Annotated in this window: 20 protein-coding genes; 8 read left to right on the top strand and 12 right to left on the bottom strand. The window is 32.4% G+C overall.

Features of this window, described 5'->3' with window-relative positions:
• Positions 1 to 70: 70 nt before the first annotated feature.
• Positions 71 to 667, bottom strand: a complete 597-nt coding sequence (locus HMPREF3241_RS02700; protein ID WP_002447160.1) for a YdeI/OmpD-associated family protein — start codon at positions 665 to 667, stop codon at positions 71 to 73.
• A 183-nt stretch (positions 668 to 850) separates the two neighbouring features.
• Between HMPREF3241_RS02700 and HMPREF3241_RS02695 the strand changes: the two genes are divergently transcribed.
• Positions 851 to 2530, top strand: coding sequence for an APC family permease (locus HMPREF3241_RS02695; protein ID WP_002447159.1), 1680 nt, complete (start codon positions 851 to 853; stop codon positions 2528 to 2530).
• 321 nt (positions 2531 to 2851) lie between these two features.
• Positions 2852 to 4207: a carboxylesterase family protein gene (locus tag HMPREF3241_RS02690; protein ID WP_002447158.1), complete on the top strand. Its 1356-nt coding sequence runs from the start codon at positions 2852 to 2854 to the stop codon at positions 4205 to 4207.
• Between the two features lie 82 nt (positions 4208 to 4289).
• Here the strand turns inward: HMPREF3241_RS02690 and HMPREF3241_RS02685 are convergent, their stop codons facing one another.
• From HMPREF3241_RS02685 to lnsB, 5 genes are all read right to left on the bottom strand, one after another.
• The gene (locus tag HMPREF3241_RS02685; RefSeq protein WP_002447157.1) at positions 4290 to 5468 is read right to left on the bottom strand and encodes an MFS transporter; all 1179 of its coding nucleotides are present in this window, start codon (positions 5466 to 5468) and stop codon (positions 4290 to 4292) included.
• A gap of 133 nt (positions 5469 to 5601) precedes the next feature.
• On the bottom strand, positions 5602 to 6378 hold the full coding sequence (fetB, locus tag HMPREF3241_RS02680; protein WP_070853428.1) for an ABC transporter permease: 777 nt from the start codon (positions 6376 to 6378) through the stop codon (positions 5602 to 5604).
• Positions 6371 to 7033 carry an ABC transporter ATP-binding protein gene (locus tag HMPREF3241_RS02675; protein WP_002495950.1) on the bottom strand — a complete coding sequence of 221 codons (663 nt, stop codon included), beginning with the start codon at positions 7031 to 7033 and terminating at the stop codon, positions 6371 to 6373. The genes fetB and HMPREF3241_RS02675 overlap by 8 nt, the downstream gene beginning before the upstream one ends.
• 295 nt (positions 7034 to 7328) lie before the next feature.
• Positions 7329 to 7793: a CPBP family intramembrane glutamic endopeptidase gene (locus tag HMPREF3241_RS13110; protein WP_002475847.1), complete on the bottom strand. Its 465-nt coding sequence runs from the start codon at positions 7791 to 7793 to the stop codon at positions 7329 to 7331.
• 333 nt (positions 7794 to 8126) lie between these two features.
• Positions 8127 to 8909, bottom strand: a complete 783-nt coding sequence (gene lnsB / locus HMPREF3241_RS02665) for a CPBP family lipoprotein N-acylation protein LnsB (RefSeq protein ID WP_002447153.1) — start codon at positions 8907 to 8909, stop codon at positions 8127 to 8129.
• Between the two features lie 144 nt (positions 8910 to 9053).
• Here lnsB and HMPREF3241_RS02660 point away from each other — a divergent pair, with 144 nt between their 5' ends.
• On the top strand, positions 9054 to 10631 hold the full coding sequence (locus tag HMPREF3241_RS02660; RefSeq protein WP_070853427.1) for an FMN-binding glutamate synthase family protein: 1578 nt from the start codon (positions 9054 to 9056) through the stop codon (positions 10629 to 10631).
• 52 nt (positions 10632 to 10683) lie between these two features.
• Here the strand turns inward: HMPREF3241_RS02660 and HMPREF3241_RS02655 are convergent, their stop codons facing one another.
• Positions 10684 to 11151, bottom strand: coding sequence for a YehR family lipoprotein (locus HMPREF3241_RS02655; protein WP_002447151.1), 468 nt, complete (start codon positions 11149 to 11151; stop codon positions 10684 to 10686).
• 183 nt (positions 11152 to 11334) lie between these two features.
• Between HMPREF3241_RS02655 and HMPREF3241_RS02650 the strand changes: the two genes are divergently transcribed.
• Together HMPREF3241_RS02650 and HMPREF3241_RS02645 are read left to right on the top strand one after the other, a co-directional pair.
• The gene (locus HMPREF3241_RS02650; protein WP_002489490.1) at positions 11335 to 12411 is read left to right on the top strand and encodes a M42 family metallopeptidase; all 1077 of its coding nucleotides are present in this window, start codon (positions 11335 to 11337) and stop codon (positions 12409 to 12411) included.
• 16 nt (positions 12412 to 12427) lie between these two features.
• On the top strand, positions 12428 to 12616 hold the full coding sequence (locus HMPREF3241_RS02645) for a hypothetical protein (RefSeq protein WP_002447149.1): 189 nt from the start codon (positions 12428 to 12430) through the stop codon (positions 12614 to 12616).
• Between the two features lie 191 nt (positions 12617 to 12807).
• Here the strand turns inward: HMPREF3241_RS02645 and HMPREF3241_RS02640 are convergent, their stop codons facing one another.
• Positions 12808 to 13626 (bottom strand): SDR family oxidoreductase, encoded by an 819-nt coding sequence (locus HMPREF3241_RS02640; RefSeq protein WP_002447148.1) that lies wholly within the window; start codon positions 13624 to 13626, stop codon positions 12808 to 12810.
• Positions 13627 to 13942: 316 nt separating this feature from the next.
• Here HMPREF3241_RS02640 and ppx point away from each other — a divergent pair, with 316 nt between their 5' ends.
• Positions 13943 to 15475, top strand: a complete 1533-nt coding sequence (ppx, locus tag HMPREF3241_RS02635) for an exopolyphosphatase (RefSeq protein WP_002447147.1) — start codon at positions 13943 to 13945, stop codon at positions 15473 to 15475.
• Between the two features lie 62 nt (positions 15476 to 15537).
• Positions 15538 to 17703, top strand: coding sequence for an RNA degradosome polyphosphate kinase (locus HMPREF3241_RS02630; protein WP_002495952.1), 2166 nt, complete (start codon positions 15538 to 15540; stop codon positions 17701 to 17703).
• 166 nt (positions 17704 to 17869) lie between these two features.
• On the opposite strand, the gene HMPREF3241_RS02625 is transcribed toward HMPREF3241_RS02630, so the two are convergent.
• Both HMPREF3241_RS02625 and HMPREF3241_RS02620 read right to left on the bottom strand, forming a co-directional pair.
• Positions 17870 to 19126, bottom strand: a complete 1257-nt coding sequence (locus tag HMPREF3241_RS02625; RefSeq protein ID WP_002447145.1) for an acetylornithine deacetylase — start codon at positions 19124 to 19126, stop codon at positions 17870 to 17872.
• Between the two features lie 88 nt (positions 19127 to 19214).
• On the bottom strand, positions 19215 to 19907 hold the full coding sequence (locus HMPREF3241_RS02620; RefSeq protein ID WP_002447144.1) for an SDR family oxidoreductase: 693 nt from the start codon (positions 19905 to 19907) through the stop codon (positions 19215 to 19217).
• 212 nt (positions 19908 to 20119) lie between these two features.
• Here HMPREF3241_RS02620 and HMPREF3241_RS02615 point away from each other — a divergent pair, with 212 nt between their 5' ends.
• Positions 20120 to 20419 (top strand): DUF1413 domain-containing protein, encoded by a 300-nt coding sequence (locus HMPREF3241_RS02615; RefSeq protein WP_002447143.1) that lies wholly within the window; start codon positions 20120 to 20122, stop codon positions 20417 to 20419.
• 282 nt (positions 20420 to 20701) lie between these two features.
• Here the strand turns inward: HMPREF3241_RS02615 and HMPREF3241_RS02610 are convergent, their stop codons facing one another.
• Together HMPREF3241_RS02610 and HMPREF3241_RS02605 are read right to left on the bottom strand one after the other, a co-directional pair.
• The gene (locus HMPREF3241_RS02610; protein WP_001831457.1) at positions 20702 to 20893 is read right to left on the bottom strand and encodes a hypothetical protein; all 192 of its coding nucleotides are present in this window, start codon (positions 20891 to 20893) and stop codon (positions 20702 to 20704) included.
• Positions 20894 to 21044: 151 nt separating this feature from the next.
• Complete coding sequence (locus tag HMPREF3241_RS02605; protein WP_002495953.1) at positions 21045 to 23903, bottom strand: DUF3427 domain-containing protein; 2859 nt, start codon at positions 23901 to 23903, stop codon at positions 21045 to 21047.

The raw sequence follows: 23903 nt of genomic DNA, 5'->3' as shown, positions 1-23903 counted from the left end.
TATATTATTTCAATAGAAATTGTCTTTTTTTACTTATCCTGGGACTTTATGTCCCAACCTTTTTGTATATCTATTTATCGTTCATGCCCTTACCTTGTAATATAGCGTTAATATATTTATCAATACGATTATATCGCGTCTGACTACGTTTAGCCTGTGAGAAATAATATAAATATTGATGCTGACGTCCTGGCGTTAATTGGTAAAATGCTTCTTTTAAACGGGGGAACTCTTCAAATTTTTGTTGTAGCTCCTCAGGTACTTCATAATCTTCATTCTTTTTCATTGGAACATTTTTACCAGCTTTTTCAGTTTTAATTGCTTCATTCAAGTAGTATTTTATTTCATCTTTACGCTTTTCTATTTCTTCTAAACTGTTAAAACGTAATTGTCGTGCTGCCTGTACTCTTTCAGTTTGTTGAATCAATGTATGATACTTATCTTCAAGTATTGCTCCTTTTTGAAAAAGCAACGCTACATAATCTTTAAATCCATGTATTAGCACAACATTTTTATTGTTTATCGTATAACAAGGATGCATCCATTTATAATTTTCTTCAAGTTCAGTTTCATTAAAAATTAAATTTCTCAAAAATTTATAACAATCTTGCCATTGGCTTTCTTTAGCTAAAAATTGATCAACTTGCTCATTTTTTTGTTTATTCATTCATTACTACACCTCTTTTAATTAACATTACCTTCTCATATTATATATATTTTATTTATTGATATTTAATTAAACAATATTAATTGTATTATTACAAAAATTTAGTTTGACTAATGTTTTAACTAGCGTATAATTATAGCGTAATATTTTTGTTGATTATTCAACATATACAAAGGAGTATTTATGAAAAATAAAAACAAATCAAAAAGTAATAAGATAAGCCTTTCTCAACTCGTCCTCCTTGGTCTTGGTTCATTAATAGGATCAGGTTGGTTATTTGGAGCGTGGGAAGCATCTTCAATGGCCGGTCCAGCCGCCATCATTTCCTGGGTTATCGGTTTCTTAGTAATTGGAACGATTGCCTATAACTATATTGAGATAGGAACTATGTTCCCTCAATCAGGCGGTATGAGTAACTATGCACAGTATACTCACGGCTCATTACTTGGTTTTATTGCAGCATGGGCGAACTGGGTATCATTAGTAACAATTATTCCCATTGAAGCTGTGTCTGCTGTTCAATATATGAGTTCTTGGCCTTGGGATTGGGCTAAACCAATGGGATCTTTAATGAAAGATGGCTCAATCAGTACTTACGGTTTGATTGCTGTTTACATCATTATTGCAATCTTTTCATTATTAAACTATTGGTCAGTAAAATTATTAACATCATTTACAAGTTTAATTTCAGTATTCAAATTAGGTGTCCCTATTTTAACCATAATTATGTTATTAGTTTCCGGTTTTGATACAGGTAATTATGGACACTCTATCGGTACATTTATGCCTTACGGAAGTGCACCTATTTTTGCTGCAACAACAACATCTGGAATTATCTTCTCATTTAATGCATTCCAGACAATTATTAACATGGGATCAGAGATTAAAAATCCAGAGAAAAACATCGCACGTGGGATTGTTATCTCACTTACATTAAGTGCTATATTATATATAGTTTTACAAAGTACGTTCATTACATCTATGCCAAGTTCAATGTTGCACGAGCATGGATGGAGCGGTATCAATTTCAATTCACCATTTGCAGATATGGCAATTTTATTAGGTCTTAACTGGTTAGCAATATTACTTTATATGGAAGCAGTTGTGTCACCGTTTGGTACTGGAGTTTCTTTTGTTGCCGTTACTGGACGTGTGTTACGCGCTATGGAAGAAAATGGGCATATTCCTAAATTCTTAGGTAAAATTAATAAAAAGTATAATATCCCACGTGTTGCCATTGCATTTAATGCAATTATCAGCATGGTTATGGTGACATTGTTCCGTGACTGGGGTACACTAGCTGCGGTTATTTCTACTGCAACATTAGTTGCATATTTAACTGGTCCAACTACGGTTATTTCATTACGTAAAATGGCACCAAAAATGACTCGTCCATTCAAAGCTAATATTTTAAAATTTATGGCACCTTTATCCTTTGTTTTAGCATCATTAGCTATCTATTGGGCAATGTGGCCAACAACAGCAGAAGTTATTTTAATTATTATTTTAGGTTTACCTATTTATTTCTTCTATGAATATAAAATGAATTGGAAGAATACTAAAAAACAAATTGGCGGAAGCTTATGGATTATTATCTATCTTATTGTTCTCGCATTCTTATCATTTATTGGAAGTAAAGAGTTCAAAGGCTTAAATTGGATTCACTATCCATGGGATTTCTTAGTCATTGTAATCGTTGCTTTAATCTTCTATCAACTAGGTACGACAAGTTACTTTGAAAGTATTTATTTCAAGCGTGCGAACAAGTTGAATAAGAAAATGGGCGATAAGTTGCGTAAAACACGAAAAAAAGCGCGTCATAAAGATTGGAAAGAACGCGATAGACAAGAACAAAATCAATAAGACGACAGCTTATAGAACATAAAATATTTATAATAAAAGCTTGGGACTATCATCATTGTCTCAAGCTTTTTAATATACCAGTAATTATGAATTAAATTCAAAAGTTCATATAATTCTATCTGATATCATTCGTTAAATATTCAGTTATACACTTAATATCATTTTTACTTCGTTTGTAAATTTAATATTCTAACACATTATTCAAGTCAATCATCAACAGTTCTTTTCACTTTCACTTTGTTACTTGGTCACATTTCATCTAAATATTATTTTTCATGTTATAGTTAAGCTACGACTTTATATGTAAAGGTGTGTTCAAACATGGTTCAAGTCAAGATAGGTAACTGTACCATCAATGGCTTACACAAAAAGAATATTGATGTATTCTTAGGCATCCCGTATGCCAAACCATTCAATAAGATATCTCGATTCCAACATTCAAAGCTTATGGAACTAACCAAACCAATGATTGATGCAACTCATATTCAATCCATCCCACCACAACCCTACAATTCACTTGAAGACTTTTTTTCGATGACAGATTCATCGTTTAATTCTTTTAAACAAAATGATTATTGCCTGTTTTTAAATATTTGGAAACCATCATCCAATCAAAATCATTTACCTGTAGTGATTTACTTTTATGGTGGTAGTTTTCTTCAAGGACATGGTACAGCTGAACTATATTGTCCTGAGCACATAGTAGAACAAGAAAATATAATAGTAGTTACTTTTAATTATCGCTTAGGTGCACTCGGCTACCTAGATTGGTCTTATTTAAATCAACATTTGAACTATAATAATGGGATTTCTGATCAAATTAACGTTTTAAAATGGGTACATCAATATATCGAACATTTTGGCGGTGATCCAAATAACGTGACACTAATAGGTCAATCTGCAGGTAGTATGAGTATCATGACATTAATGCAAATGCCCGAACTTGATGATTATTATCATAAAGTAATGTTATTAAGTGGAACGTTAACAACTGATACACCACGCAATGCACATACTAAAGTACAACATTTTTCACAACTCATGAGACATTATTTTCCTAATAAAACACTTAAGACACTTACCAGTGATGACATTTTATATCTAATGGAGTCTCAAAAAATAGAGCGCGGAAGATCTCGTGGACTTGATTTGATTTATCAACCTATTAAAGATCATCATATGTCACGATCCATTAAAAAATTCTCCAAGCCGACATTCATGAGTTATACACACGATGAAGGTGATATTTATATTGAAGACGCAACACGCACCTTACCTTCTGAACGTTTTATTCACTTGATGACTCAATATGGTGCACACGTCGAAAAAATTGATGTCATCACAATGAAACAACAAAGAAATTTAATAACAGAGCATTGTTTTGTTCGTCCGACTTATCTATTTTTAAATCAAATGAATAATTGCGACACTTGGCTAGCACGTTTTGATTGGCATCAACCCCATACCTCCTACTTTAAAAGTGCATATCATATATTGGATTTAGTATTTTGGTTTGGTCACCTCTCTATTTTGACTAAAAATCATTATTCTGTAACCCAACATGATATGAATTTAAGTCGTAACATGATATCTGACTTAGCTTATTTTGCCCGAAAAGGTAGGATGCCATGGAAATGTTATGAACCTCATCATCAAGCGTTACATATCTATAAATAAAGACTGGAAAAGGCACTGATAACATACACGAATCTAATACCATAAAGATACTTCTATATGCTATCGTGCAAACCTTTTCCAGTCATAAATTTTTAGCATAGTGTCTATTTTTTAAAGTTAATACAATGATAAGACTAATTAAACCTATCAATGCACTAGTATAAGTAACATATTCCACTGATAAATGTGTCATAACGAGTCCACCTACGATTCCGCCAACGCCAATACCGGCATTGAGACTCGACATATTCCAACTCATCACTTGGCTTGTATCACCTTCGACGTGTTCAATAATACCGCTTTGAATAGCTGGATTTGTACTCCACTGCATTAAATTCCACATAAATAAGCCGACTAATAATAATCCTGTTCCTGGTAATAATAAATTAAGAATTATCATCATTATTATAAATATTGAAATCGAAATTATTAACCAACGCTTACTAGTAAACTTATCAGATAAAACACCGCCTAATGAAGTACCGATCACACCTGCTACACCATTAACAAGCAGTGCTAAAGACACAAAAGACATTTCATGTCCATTGGATAAAATTAATGGATTAATAAAGACGAATGTTACAGAATTAGCAACCAGTACTAAAAATGTAATCATCAGATATTTAATAACCTCACGAGGTCTTATGACGCTTGAGCCAGTTTGTGATTCAATACTAGCTGAACGAAGTGTTTGATTTGGATGTGACAATTCATCTTCTTTTGGTAGATATATTAACATCAAAATACCAACAAATACACTTACAACAATAATAAATAAAAATGTAAATCGCCATCCTACCCAGTCGCCAATCACTGTACCGATGGGAACTCCAAAGACATTCGCCCCACTAAAACCTGTATAAACAATGCCAATCATTTTACCTCTGTTTTTTGCTGATGTGAGCATCGCCGTGAGTGCTAAAACTTTCACAATAATGAGTGAAGCTGCGGCAGAAGATAAAATACGTCCTACAACTATTATTGCAAAATGAGGCGCAATGGCAATCAAACCATTCCCGAAGATAAAGATAATTAATGCCCATAATAATACTGATCGCGAAGCAAACCGATGAGTCAATTTCACTAATAACGGACCACATATCGCAAAGGTAAGCGCGTACAACGTCACCAGTTGCCCAACCACCGCTTCAGAAACATGAAGATCTTGACTCATTAAATTCATAATACCTGCAACCATCATCTCAACCATACCTACGATAAAAACACTTAATATAAATGTTGTTGTGCGTGCGACAGTCATAATATCTAGATGCCCCTTTCAAAGTAATGACGTAACTATTGATTTTAACTAAAATAAAACAGCTACAAACTTATCATTGTTTATAACTGTTTTATTATATAATATTTAAAGCTGTACTGTGTAGGTTAGATATTTAACTACTTTGTCTTGTGCGTTGCGTTCTAGCAATGAGTTGATGACGAGCATTAAAGAACTGACCGTAACTCATATACGTTGCAATGAGTGCAGACATAATCGTCGCTGTTGTATGAATAAACACGACAAGCAATTGAAATTTAATTGCTTGAAGTGGGTCAACGCCTCCGATAATCAATCCCGTCATCATACCTGGAATTGAAACTAAACCATATGTTTTTACAGAATCAATTGTAGGAACAATCGCTAAGCGTATACTTTCTCTAATAGATGATTTTGATGCGAGCTTAGGTGTCGCTGCTAACGTAAGTTTGGATTCAATATCAGAAACATCTTGAACAAATGCTCTTTCTAAATTCTGGTAAGCGAGATTAATCGCGATTAAACCATTATTAGCTAACATACCTCCAATTGGAATCACTTCATTCGCTGTAAATTTAATTGCACCTGTAGCAACAGTTGCTGCCAATGGTAGTGCTGTTCCCACAAATATAGCCACAAATGATATCCAAAAAACATGATGCATGACAGGTGAAGCACGACTTATTATATTCCAAGATGCATTAATAATAATGACTAACACACAAAGCACTAATAACCATTTTTCATTAATTTCGAAAATATAATGTAATAAAAAACCTAAAATCAATAATTGTATGGTTGCTCTAATTGTGGCAATAACTAAATCTTTGATAATATGTAATCCTTCTTTATAAGAAATAAAGATAGGGATTAGTAATAAAAGTGCTGTCAGACAAAGTGCTGTATTACTCATTACCATTCAACTCCTCATCACTCGATATCTTACCGTCAGTAATTGTGATTCTACGCTTAAAATGACGCATACTTTGGTCATCACTATGTGTAATCCACAAAATGGCAATCCCTTTATCCGCTAGTTTAAATATAATTTCTTCAATTTTCTTTTTATTATGTGTATCTAAAGCGCTAGTAGCTTCGTCCAATAATAAAACTTCAGGTTCATACATGAGTTGCCGTGCGATGGTAATACGTTGTTGCTCTCCCCCAGACATGTGCTCAAATTGAGCATCTAACTGATAATTACCTAGTCCCACTTGAGAGATGAGCTGTTTCGCTTTATCACGGTCATAAGCTTCATTTCTAGCCTCAGCAGGAAATTTCATATTATCTTCAATTGTATAACCAATTAACTCACTTTGTTGCATTAAATAACTCACACGTGTTCTTATCTCTTCCGGCTTATAATCAAAGTAAGATTGATCATTCAAATATAAATCTCCACTCGTAGGACTAATTAAATGATTCAATTGTTTGAGTAAAGTACTCTTACCGCTTCCAGAAGGACCTACAATAGCAATCGTGTCTCCTTTATTAATATTCAAATTAATATCATCTAAGATCGTACGATTATCAACCTTGTATGTAAGATGTTCAACCTTAAGTAGCAATTTAAACACATCCTTATATCGACATTACTAAACTCTATTCCCTATTTTGACTATTTTATTATTATTAAATTTAAGTTTGTACCTGTTAAATTATAGTACTCAATCACTCACTTATATTATAGATGTATATACACTTATAAATGCAACCACACTTAAAATCATATGCATTAGTATAGCAACTGCTAAATTTCTACCACTAGAATACTTATTATCTGAACTAGTTTATTTGAGAGTGTTGGGTTCTAATATGAAGTAATAGTTTACTTAAACGCAATCGTATAAGTAGAAGCACTGTTCAAAATGCTATTAAATTTGTAATCATATGCAAAGCAATTGGTACTGCTAAATTACGGTGGCTAAAATGGTAACCTATAACAAATACGACTGCTGCAATAAAGTAAGGTCCTGCTTCAAATGGTGAAACTGCATCGGTACAATGAAAATATGTAAATCCCACTACTGACACAATATACATCAAACCATAAGTTAATTTTTTACCTAGTTCATGAATGATTAAATGACGAAATAAAAGTTCTTCAATGATTGGTGTAAAAATAACAATATCTATAAATAGTATGGGTGTTATCCACGTATGTGTAAATAACTCTTCAATTCCCTCTTCATTAACTGTCTCATAATATTGATACTGTTCAGGTAAAAAATCAATTGAATATTCCCAAAGACTTGTAAAAATCTCTGTACTTAACGCACAAATAATAAGTAAAGGTATATATTTTTTTAATTCTTTAATTTTAGTCATTGCAGTCGTTATCATCGTACTTTTATGTAATAAATAAAAAATAAGAATAACAATTGCCTCTCCGACAAACGCATATACAGTACTTGCATCATTATAAAAGCTATTTAAATAATCTTCAGATAAATAACCATTAACTATAGCTAATATCTACGTTGTAATATTAGCGAACAAATCAGGTAAAATAAAAATTGCCAAAACATATAAAAGAACAAGCAAAAAATCCCTTTTGACTATTTTCTTTAATTTAAATTTCCCCTCAACGGTAGTTTGAGTTTGACAATACAATGTTGTACTTCCTTTGACATAATAAACTTCTATTTCAAACTTTTCTTCTTAAAAGTTGGTATACTTACTTAAAATTTCTATAAAAAGGATACATTGCAAAATCACTTGAAATATATAAGCGACAATTAAATTATCCCGCGATTTAATATATAGTATTGTAGCTGCTGAAGCAATAACGATATATGGAAGAATTTCAAAAATCGATGCCATATCGTAAACATGTACGATCGTTTCAATAACAATAGACAAACCAATTACAAATTGTCTATTCCATACTTTTCCTAATTCATGGATGATGAGATATCTATAAATGATTTGTTCTACCATTGGACGTAAGAATACCATGGATATAAAAGTAACTAACAACACATAAGGTGATTTAAATAGTCCTAATGTACGTTGTTCGTATTGCGTGAGATGATAACTTAAATGATTAGGTAATGCTGTTCCAATCACCCGAACTATAAGTAATAATAAATATACGACAATCGCAACTATTACAATTTTAATTATTTTATTCTTTGCAACTATCCATTGTTGCTTCATCACATCATTTATTACAGATTGATGCATTTTATAAAAGATAACTAATATTAGACCTTGAGCAATCACAAAACTTAAACTCAATGAAAAATGATACAACCATTGTGGTGGTGCTTGTTGTGTTATCATTGCAGTGATCCCTAATGAGCCGAAAACAACAATGATTGGTACGATACTTTGTAATAAAATATAAGCTGGTATTAATATAAAATTTCTTTTTAAAACTGTCCCACTGTCTGATAAATGATACGGTCGACCTTGTTTCTCTGAAGATTGTTTAATATCCATATTGTCCCTCTTCTCGCATAAAACATATATTTTTATCTTAATACAGCCGTACAATAATTTTAATGTTTTTCTATTAGACTTTCATTGTAAAACGCATACATTGTTGTATCATAATATTGAAAACGTTTTTAGGGGGTATTGTTTATGTCAGTTTTAACTGTCATGCAATTCATAGTCAATATCATCATCATGATTGTGTTATTAACGATTATGATTTTTGGGGTTATTTGGTTATTTAAAGACAAAGGTCAAAATCAACACAGTGTACTAAGAAATTTTCCTGTTTTGGGTCGTATACGTTATATTTCTGAAAAAATCGGTCCCGAATTAAGACAATATTTCTTCGCAAACGATAATGAAGGCAAACCTTTTTCACGAAGTGATTATAAAAATATCGTTTTAGCTGGAAAATATAAATCACGAATGACTAGTTTCGGTACAGGTAAGGATTATGAAGAAGGGTTTTATATTCAGAATACGATGTTTCCACTTCAAGCAACTGAATTACATATCGATCATACTGAATTCATTTCTACATTTTTATATCATATTGAGAATGAGCGCCTATTTAGTAGAGAAGAATACAGAAAAAGCGCTCAGGTTGATCCGTTTTTCTTAACTGATGAACATGCAGTAGTATTGGGCTCTAACCTTAAGCATCCCTTTAAAATCAAACGCTTAGTTGGTCAATCTGGGATGAGTTATGGCGCTTTAGGTAAAAATGCAATTACTGCACTATCAATGGGGTTAGCTAAAGCTGGTACATGGATGAATACAGGTGAAGGTGGATTATCTGAATATCATTTGAAAGGTAATGGTGACATCATCTATCAAATTGGTCCAGGACTCTTTGGGGTAAGAGATCATGATGGCAATTTTAATAGAGACATGTTTATCAATCTTGCCGAACACAATAATGTACGTGCGTTTGAAATCAAGTTAGCACAAGGCGCTAAAACACGTGGTGGACATATGGAAGGCAATAAAGTCACAGAAGAGATTGCACGCATTAGAAATGTGAAACCATATGAAACTATTAATTCACCTAATCGTTTTGATTTTATTAAAAATCCAACAGATTTACTGAATTTCGTTAATCGATTACAATCAATAGGTCAAAAACCGGTAGGCTGTAAAATTGTTGTTAGTAAAGTTGAAGAAATAGAGACGTTAGTTAAAACAATGGTAGAGATAGACATCTATCCAAGCTTTATCACTGTTGACGGTGGCGAAGGTGGTACAGGCGCTACTTTCCAAGAGCTTGAAGATGGTGTAGGTTTACCATTATTTACAGCACTTCCTATCGTTTCAAGTATGTTAGAAAAGTATGGTATAAGAGATAAAGTTAAAATTTTTGCGTCTGGTAAATTAGTGACTCCAGATAAAATCGCAATTGCATTAGGATTAGGTGCAGATCTCGTCAATATTGCTAGAGGGATGATGATAAGTGTAGGATGCATCATGAGCCAACAATGTCATTTAAATACATGCCCAGTCGGAGTAGCAACAACCGATCCTAAAAAAGAAAAAGGACTTATTGTTGATGAAAAACAATACCGTGTTACAAATTATGTTACAAGTTTGCATGAAGGATTATTTAACATCGCTGCAGCTGTAGGCGTTCATAGTCCAACGGAGATTACTTCCGATCATATTATCTATAGACAATTAGATGGCACTACAACGTCCATTCAGGATTATAAACTTAAATTAATTTCTTAAATCACAACATCGAAAAGGAGCGAGACAGAATGCTGTCTCACTCCTTTTCAATTTAATTATCTTCATTCATTTTACTTTTATCTTTTAAACCATTACGTTTGAGTTGTTTAACAACCCTATCCATACTCACATGGTCACCTTTTTTGGCATCGGATGATATGAAACCTAAATTTTTCTTAAGCTGATCGATATCCGCATCTTTATAATCAATATCGATATGTTCGATGGCCTTTCGATCTTTAAAATCAGCTTTATATGTGACACCTTCTATCCCTTTAAAGGCTTGCTCATCATTTTTAAACATTTGTTTCGCTTCATCTTTAGTAATGCCTAAATCATCATATTTAACTGTTGCTATAGTAGATTGTTTGAGAACTTCATCATCTTTGTATGTCAAAGATGTAATCACTTGCTTTCCGTTGACTTCGCCTTCATAAGTTTTTGTGCGTTCCTTCCCACATGCTGAAAGAGATACAGCACTTATCACTATTACTACTAAAAGCGATATGACTTTTTTCATAGTAGTCGCCTTCTCTCATCTTTAATCATGTTAATTATATCATCTTTAATTTGAATATGTTACTTATATGAAGATAAATATCTTTTTATTTTGAAAATTTAAACATCTATAAACATGGGATTCAGAATTTCACTATTTAGAATGTTATACTACTTTTAAAGACTTATTAATGGAGGAATGACTATGCCAGAATCTAAAGCATTACTTAAATCTTTAACAGATGTTAATGGCATTTCTGGACATGAAATGCAAGTTAAATCATTGATGAAAGATTATTTAACACCTGTCAGCGACGAGATTGTTGAAGACCGATTAGGAGGTATTTTTGGTAAAAAGAATGCTACTCATGGAACTAAATCTTTAATGATTTCCGGTCATTTAGATGAAATTGGCTTTATCGTTACACAAATTGATGAACAAGGATACATTTATTTCACGCCCATTGGTGGCTGGTGGAATCAAGTCATGTTATCTCAAAAAGTGACGATTACTACTGAAAATGGTAAAGAGATACGTGGAATTATTGGTTCTAAACCACCACATGCCCTCTCACCAGAAGAGCGTAAGAAGCCTGTTGATATTAAAAATATGTATATCGATATTGGTGTAGGTAGTAAAGAAGAAGCGAAAGAAGCAGGAATTGAATTAGGTAATATGATTACACCTTATAGCGAATTCGAATCGCTAGCCAATGATAAATACTTAACAGCTAAAGCGTTCGATAATCGATATGGATGCGCACTTGCTGTTGATGTACTTCAACAACTTAAAGATGAAAACATAGATATCAATCTATATGCCGGTGCAACTGTACAAGAGGAAGTAGGTTTACGTGGTGCTAAAGTTGCAGCAAATTTGATTAAACCTGATTTAGCAATCGCTGTGGACGTCGGGGTTGCATACGATGTTCCAGGTATGACGAGTGAAAAAAATGAAGGTAAGTTGGGTGATGGCCCGTTAGCAATATTGATGGATGCCACTAGTATCGCTCACGATGGTTTGCGCAAACATATTAAAGATGTTGCTGAGCATCATAATATTCCTGTACAGTGGGCAACAACACCTGGTGGTGGTACAGATGCAGGTAGCATTCATGTAGCCAATGAAGGTATCCCAACAATTACAATCGGCGTGCCATTAAGATACATGCACTCTAATGTATCAGTGCTCAACATTGATGATTATACAAATTCAGTGCGCTTAATTACTGAGATTGTTCGCTCATTAAATGATGACAGTTATCAAGCACTTATGTGGTAAATGAAGGAGGTATATCATGTTTTCTACTGGTAATAAAGCTAAAAAGACTATATTTGGAGCTATGACTTGTTCAAAATGTGGTAAAACACTCAATAATGACGAAAACATTACCATTAAAATCAATACTAAAGAATTAAAAGGTTATACTCACTTATCAAGTTGGGCTGATGCACAGTATAAATTGTGTGAAATCTGCTCAGAATAATCATTACCAGAGCACTAATGAATTAAGTTAACATTCATATTAGAATTTACTGCTACATCTCAATAACAAAAATTAAATTTGTTAAAATGCTTTAATAAAAATAAAATTTATTTCTGTGATTACCCGACAATATATTAAAACATGCCTGAGACAAGCAATGAGGTCTTAGGCATGCTTTATTTTCAATAATTTTATTTAGTAGAGTTTTTCCAACTTTCATCACTTAACATTTCTCCAGGCCATGTATAAGCCATCACACCACCATCGATACGAATAGTTTCACCAGTTATAAATGAACTATCATCAGAAGCTAAAAATGCTACAAGTTTCCCGACTTCATCCGGTGTTCCTAGTCGACCTAATGGTGTTACCCATTTTTGATTTTCTCGGAATGTTTGTCCGGCCTCTTCATCTGATGTACCTGCTAAATTATCAACAAGTGGTGTTTCGATTGTTCCAGGTGCTATGGCATTAGCACGAATATTTTCACGTCCATATTCTATAGCGATAGATTTTGTGAAATTAATGACACCACCCTTTGCAGCATTATACCCTGAACGGTATAAATCGGCAGCTTGTCCAGAGAATGAAGCTGTATTAATAATAGAACCACCTTGTTTCATCATTAAAGGTAATAAAAATTTAGTTACTAAAAACGTTCCTCTCATATCAACAGCCATAATTTTATCAAACACTTCAACTGGATACTCATGAATACGTCCGGCGCCATTATCTACACCCGCATTATTAAAAATAACATCTACATGTCCAAAGTCTTGTGCTATTTTTTCTGAGAATTGTTTGACTTGTTTATCATCTGAAATATCTACACGATATGCAGTTGCTTTCCCACCATTATCATTAATAGACTGTACAGTTTCTTCTAATTGATCTGATATATCAAGCGCTAACACATGTGCGCCTTCTTTTGCTAACGCCACGGCTGATGCTTTCCCAATACCAGTACTCGCACCAGTAATCACTGCGATTTTGTTTTCTAAACGTTCCATCCAAAGTCACTCTCCTATCACTTGTACATACTTAATACAATTAAGTATCATGTTAGTTTATTTTTTCCACGATGTGAATCAACTTAAACAGTGATAAGAATAAGACGCACGAAGAATAAATAGCTGAGTTAAGTTATACACTTATGTACTTTTCTTTTTACTAAAATTATATTTTTTAAAATTATAATTACTAATCAATCATCTTAAATATTTCAGAAAAATTAACTGTAAGTTCTTTTCAATTTATCTATATCATGTACAATAAAATTAAATAGGGATTATTTTAAACGCATTGTTTGAATAATAGGAGGCACACATGGAAGAAAGAATTGGTTTGATAGACATTGGTTCCAACACGATTCGACTTGTTATATTTGGCTACAATAAAAAAACTGGACTCAATGAAATACTGAATATAAAAACACCTGCACGATTAAGTCAATATCTCACAAAGTCCAATGAAATGAATGATGAAGGTATTCATGTTTTAAAAGAGACATTAAGCAGTTTTAGAAAAGTTGCGGATAAATTTAAAGTTGATGCATTATATCCCATCGCAACAGCTGCTATTCGTCAATCTAAAAATCGTGAAGCTATCATTAAAGAAATTAAACAAGATATTCATATCGAAATTCAAATTGTACCTGAAGAAGATGAAGCATTTTACGGTTACTATGCGATTACACATACTACTGATATTGAAAATGGAATTTCTGTCGATATCGGTGGCGGTTCTACCGAAGTTACCCTTTTCAAAGATAAGCAACTTAAAGAGTCTCACAGCTTTCCATTCGGCGTAGTATCACTTAAGCGTCAGTTTTTTGGTGATAAAGAACATAATGACAAAACAGCCATTAAAAATATGGAACAGTTTTTACGTGAGCAATTTAGTCAGCTAGACTGGCTATCCAATCAACATATTGCGCTTGTAGGAGTAGGTGGTTCTGCACGTAATGTTGCACGCATTCATCAATCAGCACATGCATACCCTATCGGTGGCGTTCATAACTATACGATGACTTCGAAAGATATTAACAATGTTTATGATTTAATCCGTAAAAGTTCTCGCGATGAACTAACAAATCTAGACGGTTTAAGTCGCGACCGCGTCGATATTATTCTGCCGGCTATCTCCGTCTTTAAAACGCTTTTCAAAAAAATTGACGCCACACAATTCACCTTCTCAAGAAAAGGGATTCGTGAAGGATTTATTATGAACCACATCAGCAAACGATATCCTGATGAGTTTAATAAAAGTCACGTACGTAAAGATGCATTGCGTCATTTAGCGAACGAATATCATATTGAAGAAACGAGTGCTAATCGTCGTGTGAAATTAGCTGAATCCTTATTGAATCAAATTATAAGTGAACGATCACTTAATATTTCGGAAATAGAAAAAGAATTATTTATTGAAGGTGCCTACATCTATTACCTAGGTAGTTTCATTGATTCAGACTCAAGTTCACCACATACGTATTACTTAATCGCAAATTCAATGATTAACGGCTTTTCACATAAAGATCGTGTGAAATTAGCTTTGTTAGCTAGTTTTAAAAACAAATCTTTACTTAAATTTTATTGCAAAGAAACACAGTGGTTTAGTAATAAAGAAATAGATACAATACAAGCTTTAGGGGGGATTATTAAATTTGCAAACACCTTGAATATCTCACATACTAGTTTTGTAGAGGAAGTTAAACTAAAAGCAAAGAAAGATGACAAATACGATTTAATAGTTTATTACAAAGGATCACCTATTGCAGAAGAATACCAAGCAAATCGTCAGAAAAAGCATATTGAGAAAATTTTAAAAGGTAAGGTTTCTATTATATTTACAAAATCTTAAAATTATTATGATATTTTAGATTGGTGCATAATAAAGATTAATTAATGAGGTGTATGTATAGTATGCAAACTCGATTGGGAGAAAAAGATATTAATTTACCGCAGTATTACAACAATAGGGAGTTAAGTTGGCTAGATTTTAACTACAGAGTATTACAAGAATCATATGATAAAAATAATCCGTTGCTTGAAAAACTTAATTTTATTTCTATCTTTAGTTCAAATTTAGATGAATTCTTTATGGTTCGAGTGGCTGGGTTAAAAGACCAAGTCAAAATGGGATATGACAAACCTGAAAATAAAGCACAAATGACGCCTCAAGAACAACTTGATGCTATTAAAATTAAAAATACAGACTATGTGAACACTCAATATCAACGTTATAACGAATTAATTAAAGAATTAGCCAATTACGATATTGAGATGGTAAAACCTGAAGACTTATCAGATGCATTGATAGAAAAATTAGAACAAGAGTTCAAGTTAAGTGTCTTGCCGACACTGACTCCATTAGGTATTGATGCGTATCATCCATTTCCAAAGTTAAATAATAAAAGTTTAAATATTTTTGTTGATATCGATACGGAAGATGCCATTAATTCAGCTATCGTTCAAATTCCTTCATTAATTCCACGCTTTTTAACTTTAAATGAGGGTACAAAACAATACGTTGTCATGGTCGAAGATGTGATTACGTATTTCATCAATTATCTATTTACAGGATACGAAGTACTAAATACTTTTACTTTCCGAATAACACGTAATGCAGATTTAACCATTCATGAAGATGGTGCTGAGGATTTGCTTATAGAAATTGAACGTTTCTTAAAAGAACGTAAGAGTGGTTCCGCTGTACGTTTAGAATTAGATTGTCGCACTTCTGAAAAAGAGAATGTAGAATGGTTAATCAATCAATTAGAAATTGAAGATAATGATATTTATTATTTGGATGGGCCACTGGATTTAACATTCTTATTTGGATTGGTTGATCATCTATCTCATAAACTCAAGTATTTAACGTATGATAAATATACCCCTCAACCACCTAAATCATTAGGTAACAAGAATATCTATCAGTTATCATTAGAAAGAGATATATTCTTCCACCATCCGTATGAATCTTTTGAACCAATAGTTGACTTTATTCGACAAGCAGCAGATGATCCAAATACAATCGCTATCAAACAAACCTTGTATCGAGTGAGTAAGGATTCGCCGATTATTAACAGCTTAAAAGAAGCTGCTGAAAACGGCAAGCAAGTAACGGTGCTCGTAGAATTAAAAGCACGCTTTGATGAAGAAAATAACGTACATTGGGCACGTATGCTTGAAGATGCTGGCTGTCACGTTATTTATGGTATGACACATTTAAAAACGCATAGTAAAATTGCTTTAGTCGTTAAACGCATCAATAATGAACTGACGTCATTTGTTCATTTGGGTACAGGTAACTATAACGATAAAACTGCTAAATTATACACAGATATGGGTATCATCACGACAAATAAAGATATTGCTGAGGATGCAATTAACTTCTTTAATTACTTGAGTGGTTACTCAACAAAACCAGAATACAATAAATTGATTGTAGCACCATACGATATTCGAGACGTCTTCATTGATCGTATCGATAAAGAGATACGTAGTCATTTACAACATGGTAATGGTAAAATTATGATGAAAATGAACTCTTTAACCGATAAAACGATTATCGAAAAGCTCTTCGAAGCATCCCAAGCTGGTGTTAAAATACAACTCATCATTCGTGGTATCTGTTGTCTTAAACCAGGCATTCCAGGTATTAGCGAAAATATAGAGGTTGTTAGTATTGTGGGTCGTTTGCTTGAACATTCACGTATTTATTACTTCCATAATAATGGCGAGGCGCATATTTATTTATCTTCAGCTGACGTTATGACACGTAATATGATTAAACGTGTCGAAATATTATTCCCTGTTGAAGATAAATCAATAGGACAACGATTAGTTAACTATATGAATTTACAATTATCTGACAACCAAAAAGGTCGTTACCAAGAAGCACAGGGCGTTTATCATTACGTCGAAAACAATTCATCACCTTTAAACTCTCAATCTTACTTGATGCAAGAAGCAATTAAGTATGGAGAAGAACTAAAAAAACAATCGGTACAACCTTCAGGACAACCCGTTCATTCTAGACGTGGTGGTAGTTGGATGCGAAAATTAAAAAACACATTTAAAAGATAAACTCACCTTGACAATTGTATTTTATATGAAATGAACACGAAAATAATAAATATCTTTTTATAACTATTCAACTTGTTATTCTTTATAATAATTAAGAGGTACAGAACACATCACTTTAACTCAACATTTTGAGAGTATAAAAGTCGTTCTTGTACCTCTTTTTTATCTATGATGATTTATAGGATTGTGGGTGTGCATACCACTCTTTTAAAAATGTATATAAAACATCACTATATTGTGCTAATTCCCTTGCTTTTATTTTCTCATCTACGCTATGTGCTTCTTCTAAACTACCTGGGCCATATAGTATTGTGGGAATGCCAAAATGTGCTGTCCAACCTCCATCAGTTACAGTTGTACTCATACCATGTTCAAGCTTTTTATTATGAATATATTCATGTGCTTTTTCTAATTGCTTAAAACCTGGATGATGTGTCGGCACAGTGAAACTTGGGAAGATTTCTCCTTTATCCTCAATCATGGATGTACCACCCCATTCAAATTCAAGTGGATTCTCTCTGAGCCATACATCTGCTTCTGCAACCTTATTTAAATATTTCTCTATTTCATCAACTACAGATTCATAACTTTCGTTCGGTAAGTAATGAACAGTAATCCATAATCGACATTCATCTGCAATAAATGCAGGATGACGTCCACCTTCTATGACAGCTGGGTTAATTGTATTCGCACCTGGCGGCATTCCAGGGCTCTTCTTCATGACAGCCCAATGTCTTTCAAGTTCATTAAGCGATTGAATCACCTTTGTCATTTTTTCAATGGCACTTGCACCAAACAAGCCCCCACCGGCATGTATCGTTTGACTACGCGCACCATCATGTATTGTATTCTTACTTTTAACTGTAATCCATCCAGTAATCACGCCACCTTGCCCAAGTGCTTGATTCTCACTCGTATCTAAGACAAGAGCTAAGTCACCTTTAGGTCCTATTTCACACGCACGTTTAGTTCCCGCTTCACCTACTTCTTCACCGACTACTGATTGAACAATAATATCCCCTTCAGGGCGTAGTCCTTCTTGATGTAATTGCTCCAAGACGTAGAATAACGAAGACATACCACCTTTCATATCGCTAACACCTCGACCGTATAACCATTCATCTTTGTTGGTAAGTTTAAAAGGTGGATACTGCCAATATTGATCGTCATCTACAGAAGCTACATCAACATGCCCATTCAATATCAGTTTTGGCGCTTGAGGATTGTGTCCTTTTAAGGTTGCTACTATCACACTATCATTGTCATATAACTGTTCTCTTTGTATTGAAAAATCCAGTTGTTTAAGTAACGTTTCAATTTCATCTTGCAATGGATCTGTATTACGTCCAGGTGGACTTTCAGTATTAAATTTAACTAGCATATCTAAAATTTCAAATTGACGTTTATCCAATTGATATCCCATCCTTTGTATAAAGTGGTTGAATTCAAACGTAACAATTTAAGTGTAACATGAAACGAAAATGCTATTTTAAATAAAGAAATGTCACCATTTAAACAGGTCTTATCGTTACTTCATTAACATTAACGCGACTAGGTTGTGTTAAAGCATATACTACAGCATCAGCAATGTTCTGTGCTTCAAGTTTTTTGCGTTCTCCAAAATCAGTACCTTCCGTCATAGGGGTATCAACCATTCCTGGTGAAATACTAGTCACTTTAACACCTGTACGTGCTAATTCTTTTTCAAGAGACTGTGTGATTGCATGTATTGCTGCTTTTGTCGCACCATAAACGGCATTCGTCTTTGTTGGTTCAAATCCTGATACCGATGCAAGATTGATGATATGCCCACTAGATTGTTTTAACAAATAAGGCAATGTTGCTTGTAAAACATGGATTGTACCTTTAATATTTACATCTATCATAGTATCCCACTGCTCAACATTATAGTCTGTAATTTTAGATGATAAACTTTGACCTGCGCTATTCACAACAATATCGATATGACCAAAATGGTCTATTACAGCTTTTAACATATCATCTATGTTCGATTTTACAGTGACATCCGCTGAAACAACTTTAGCTGGGGTATTTAATTGCTGGGCTATTTCGTTTAAGCGTTGTTCGTTACGACCAACCAGAACTATTGATGCACCTTGTTGACTTAACTTTTTGGCAATCGCCTCTCCTATACCGCTACTCGCACCTGTAACGACTGCAACTTTCTCTTTTAACTTTGTCATACATCACTACTCCTTATCATAGAATTATTTTGAATATCTTTATCATAACGTTTTGTTAGAGAATAGGACATTAATGTGATTTATAGATCAACTTTAAACAAAAGGAATCAATCATATATTTAATTATAAAAATCATTTTATATTTAGTCATTTTCATTATAAAGTAAACATAGTAACTAAAGAATAAAAGTCAAGTTTTAGGAGGAACAGTAATGTCGTTTTATGAACGGGTATTAAAACTAAGTGAAAATAATCATCGTACTGCTTTTGAATTTCGTTTTGAAGAATTATTTTCAAAGGAAGAATGGTGCGCATTATCGCTAGCTGAACGTCAGGAACAAGAAAAAGCATTTAGATGCGAAGTGAACAAGCGAGACGATATACGTATACCATTTTCAAGTGAAAACGATGCTAAAAATAAGTTATATAATATTGTTTATGCTTACAATTCCGTAAAAAAGAACTTTAAACAGGCTGAACACTCTAGAAATCCTAGAGGTCGAAACGTTTAATAATTATCAAGACAGTTTGCATTGTGATGATTAAAATATGTTGGGAAATGAAAGATTCGATGTAATCATAGGATACTTCGTGTGAGACAATATGACACATTAAAAGAAATGTAAATCATCGTTGAATCACAGATCAAAAATGAAGACCATAACTCACAGGGGTAGTAAGTTACGGTCTCCTAACACATTAATTTAGATTTTAGGGGTATATAGAGTGTCAATTTTGCCCTCAATTACTCTTTGAGAGCAAGCGAGTTCAACATTGTGGGAGTGCGTCAAAAATCAACTTGTAACGAGGGCTTTGCGCTCTAAACTATAATAGTATAATCTTTCAGCATCAATATACGGGATAGAATCAATCGTCAAATAACCATCCTTGATGTCTCCAACCAACCCTTGGTTAACGCCTGTGTTTACATAGATGTCATAACTACTTACATCGGAGAAGATCAATTCTTCTATAGCATTTCTCATAGTCATCACCTCAATAATTTACTCTTTCCTTACACTTCATATACTACATCATTTTATGTAAATTAAAAGCATTTTGTGATACATTTCACAAAAGTATCACTAATTTTTACTAATAATCAAAATTCAGAAATAATAATTTTAGTATAAGTAATTAAGTGATATATCTATAAATATCATCTCGAATGGACGTATTCATTGATAAATGCATAGTAACCACGCTATTTCCATTAGGCATATAATCTTGCTTCTCAGTTCCATTAATATATTTGGCTTTACCTAAATAGTAGAAATATTTCCCTTCATCATCTCTTTTTTTCACAAATATATACATATCTGTATTATTTTCTTCATGCTTTAAAATATTTTGTACTTCTGGTGAAGTTAATTTACGATTAGACCGCGTGTACCATTTTAATTCGTCTTGGCTCAAAAATTCATCGTCATACTTAGTATTATCGCTGATATTCTCATGTTTATCATAAGTGATAAATAAAGGAAGTGTACGATGTTTCATACGATAACCATTAATAGTTCCTGATTCATCTTTATCCCAGTTTAATAACTTAACAAAATCTTCCCTAGAATATTTGTTATATAGAATTAAACTGTTTTTCTTATTTTGGTATTTGTCATTATTATAATTAGCAAGATCAATTAAATCATGAACAAATGTGTTAAATAGTGATTTATTTAAAGCCTCTTTAAATTCATTTCCTAGACAAATAAGATTATCCTTATATTGTATTAAAGGCAATCCATAAGTTTTACCTATAGTCTTTTTGAAAAAAGTAAAATCTAAAATACTTAATGAAGTGTTAATATCATATTCAGAAATATCGTTATTAATGTTTAACATTTTTTTTGTTAAGTTTTCATAAGTTACGTCATTTTGTATAACTTCTTTCAATACATCAATATCTACTTTTTTAAGTCCAGGTGCTAATTGTCTTGATAAAAATGTTAAATTTTTAAATTCATTAATACTTAATTCATTCTCAATAATTTTATTTTTTATTAAAAACTCATAATAATTTTTAAAACGTGAGAAAATCACACTTGGATCAATCGAATCGTTATTTATAAAGTCCATAAGTAAAGGTAATTTACCTATACGGTCTTTTAAATTGTTAAAAGCTTCTTTAATTAGTTTTGGTTGATTTAATTTAACAGAATCTAGTGAATTATAGATTTTATTTTTAGCTACTTCTTCAAAATTTATTGTTGAAACACCGTTTAAAACCGTAGTATCTGTTAAGAATTTTCTGTAATTATCCTTATTTTGAGATTTATTTCCAGATAAGGCTATTGGGATCATATAGTTAGTTTTATAATTCCCAATAAAATCAATAACAGTAACGAATTCTTTATTATTACTTTTTCTTAATCCTCTACCAAGCTGTTGAATAAATATAATACTGGATTTAGTAGGTCTTAACATTACAACTTGATTAATTTCTGGAATATCAATTCCTTCGTTAAACAAATCAACAGTAATTATATAATTAATAGATCCTTCTTTTAGTTGTTGAATTGTTTCAGTTCTATAAGCTATAGAATCTTTTCCTGTCAAACCAACTGATGATATACCACGTTTACTTAATTGGTTTGCTAATTGATACGCCTCCTCCCTACTACTAACAAATATTAAACCCTTTAAAGCGTCACCTGAATAACCATAATAATTAGTCTTTTTTATGATATGTTCAACACGCTCATTAGATGCTAAATATTTTAGATTAAATGCATCTTCTTGACTCATTTCATTTTGAATATAATCTGTAACTCCAAAATAATGAAAAGGACATAAAATATTACTCTCTAAAGCCTCTTGTAAACGAATTTCATAAGCAATATTATAATTAAACAATTCAAAAATATTTAATTCATCAGTTCTTTCTGGTGTTGCAGTCATTCCTAGCAAAAAGTTAGGTTTAAAATAATTAAATATTTTCTGATAACTAGATGCAGCAGTTCGATGCGCCTCGTCAAAAACGATATAGTCAAAATGATTAGAGTTAAACAATTTATAATTTTCCTTTTTAGAAAGTGTTTGAATTGTTGCAAAAAGGAATTTAGCATCATGATCTTTTCGCTTTCCCGTTAATAATCCAAAATTACTTTCATCCTCATATGGAAAAACTTTCTTAAATTCTTCTATAGCTCTATTTAATATACCTTCATTATGAACAATAAATAGAAATTTATCTGGAGAATAAGCCCTTACATCAAGTGCGCATAAAATAGTTTTTCCAGTTCCTGTCGCAGAAATAATTAACCCCTTTTCTTCTCCCACATTTCTCAAAGACTCTAATGACTTTAATGCGTGTTCTTGCATTAAATTGGGTTTTATAAGTTTTGATTCATTAAACTTTTTAATATCTGAATTTTGAACGGCAGTGTTATCAAATACTTTTTGCAATGATTGATATTCAAAAGACTGTTTATATTCCTTTATCCATTCATCAGTTAAAGAAAAGCTAGAATCCCAAAGTTCATCAAACTTATATTTAATATTGTTAACAAGATCTCCATTTTTATGAGTTGATAAAAATAAATTATGTTCATAATTCAATTTCAATGCATTAGAAGTTAAATTCGAACTCCCTATAATAAAGGAAGTATGATTATGATGTTCAAATATGTATCCCTTAGCATGGAACCCCTCAATGTTTGTTAATTTAACCTCTACATTCTCTATTTTTAATAATTCCTCAAACATTTTCGGACTATTAAAACCTAAGTAATTTGATGTTATTATCCTTCCTTTTACGCCTTTCTTACTTAAATCATAAAAATGTGATTTTAGACTTGCCAAACCACTTTCTGTTATAAATGCAACCGAAATACAAAAAGATTGGCAATTGTGCAGCTGATCTATAATAGTAGAAAGAACATTTTCCTCTTTGTTATTTACTAGTAATCTTGGAACAAAATTACCTTTATGGGAACTATCTTTATCTATAAACCCTTTATATAAAGATTGCTTAATATCTTGTATCAAATTACTCAA

It is taken from the genome of Staphylococcus sp. HMSC34G04, assembly GCF_001838765.1.
Taxonomy (GTDB): Bacteria; Bacillota; Bacilli; order Staphylococcales; family Staphylococcaceae; genus Staphylococcus; species Staphylococcus epidermidis.
Note: the sequence above shows the minus strand (reverse complement) of the source record. Positions and strands in the feature narration are given on the sequence as shown.

Coding starts and splice junctions, on each gene's coding strand:
- ppx (WP_002447147.1), top strand. CDS start 13,943: ATGGAAGAAAGAATTGGTTTGATAGACATTGGTTCCAACACGATTCGA.
- fetB (WP_070853428.1), bottom strand. CDS start 6,378: ATGAGTAATACAGCACTTTGTCTGACAGCACTTTTATTACTAATCCCT.
- lnsB (WP_002447153.1), bottom strand. CDS start 8,909: ATGGATATTAAACAATCTTCAGAGAAACAAGGTCGACCGTATCATTTA.
- HMPREF3241_RS13110 (WP_002475847.1), bottom strand. CDS start 7,793: ATGACTAAAATTAAAGAATTAAAAAAATATATACCTTTACTTATTATT.
- HMPREF3241_RS02615 (WP_002447143.1), top strand. CDS start 20,120: ATGTCGTTTTATGAACGGGTATTAAAACTAAGTGAAAATAATCATCGT.
- HMPREF3241_RS02640 (WP_002447148.1), bottom strand. CDS start 13,626: ATGGAACGTTTAGAAAACAAAATCGCAGTGATTACTGGTGCGAGTACT.
- HMPREF3241_RS02625 (WP_002447145.1), bottom strand. CDS start 19,126: ATGGGATATCAATTGGATAAACGTCAATTTGAAATTTTAGATATGCTA.
- HMPREF3241_RS02700 (WP_002447160.1), bottom strand. CDS start 667: ATGAATAAACAAAAAAATGAGCAAGTTGATCAATTTTTAGCTAAAGAA.
- HMPREF3241_RS02650 (WP_002489490.1), top strand. CDS start 11,335: ATGCCAGAATCTAAAGCATTACTTAAATCTTTAACAGATGTTAATGGC.
- HMPREF3241_RS02690 (WP_002447158.1), top strand. CDS start 2,852: ATGGTTCAAGTCAAGATAGGTAACTGTACCATCAATGGCTTACACAAA.
- HMPREF3241_RS02630 (WP_002495952.1), top strand. CDS start 15,538: ATGCAAACTCGATTGGGAGAAAAAGATATTAATTTACCGCAGTATTAC.
- HMPREF3241_RS02645 (WP_002447149.1), top strand. CDS start 12,428: ATGTTTTCTACTGGTAATAAAGCTAAAAAGACTATATTTGGAGCTATG.
- HMPREF3241_RS02620 (WP_002447144.1), bottom strand. CDS start 19,907: ATGACAAAGTTAAAAGAGAAAGTTGCAGTCGTTACAGGTGCGAGTAGC.
- HMPREF3241_RS02695 (WP_002447159.1), top strand. CDS start 851: ATGAAAAATAAAAACAAATCAAAAAGTAATAAGATAAGCCTTTCTCAA.
- HMPREF3241_RS02655 (WP_002447151.1), bottom strand. CDS start 11,151: ATGAAAAAAGTCATATCGCTTTTAGTAGTAATAGTGATAAGTGCTGTA.
- HMPREF3241_RS02685 (WP_002447157.1), bottom strand. CDS start 5,468: ATGACTGTCGCACGCACAACAACATTTATATTAAGTGTTTTTATCGTA.
- HMPREF3241_RS02610 (WP_001831457.1), bottom strand. CDS start 20,893: ATGAGAAATGCTATAGAAGAATTGATCTTCTCCGATGTAAGTAGTTAT.
- HMPREF3241_RS02660 (WP_070853427.1), top strand. CDS start 9,054: ATGTCAGTTTTAACTGTCATGCAATTCATAGTCAATATCATCATCATG.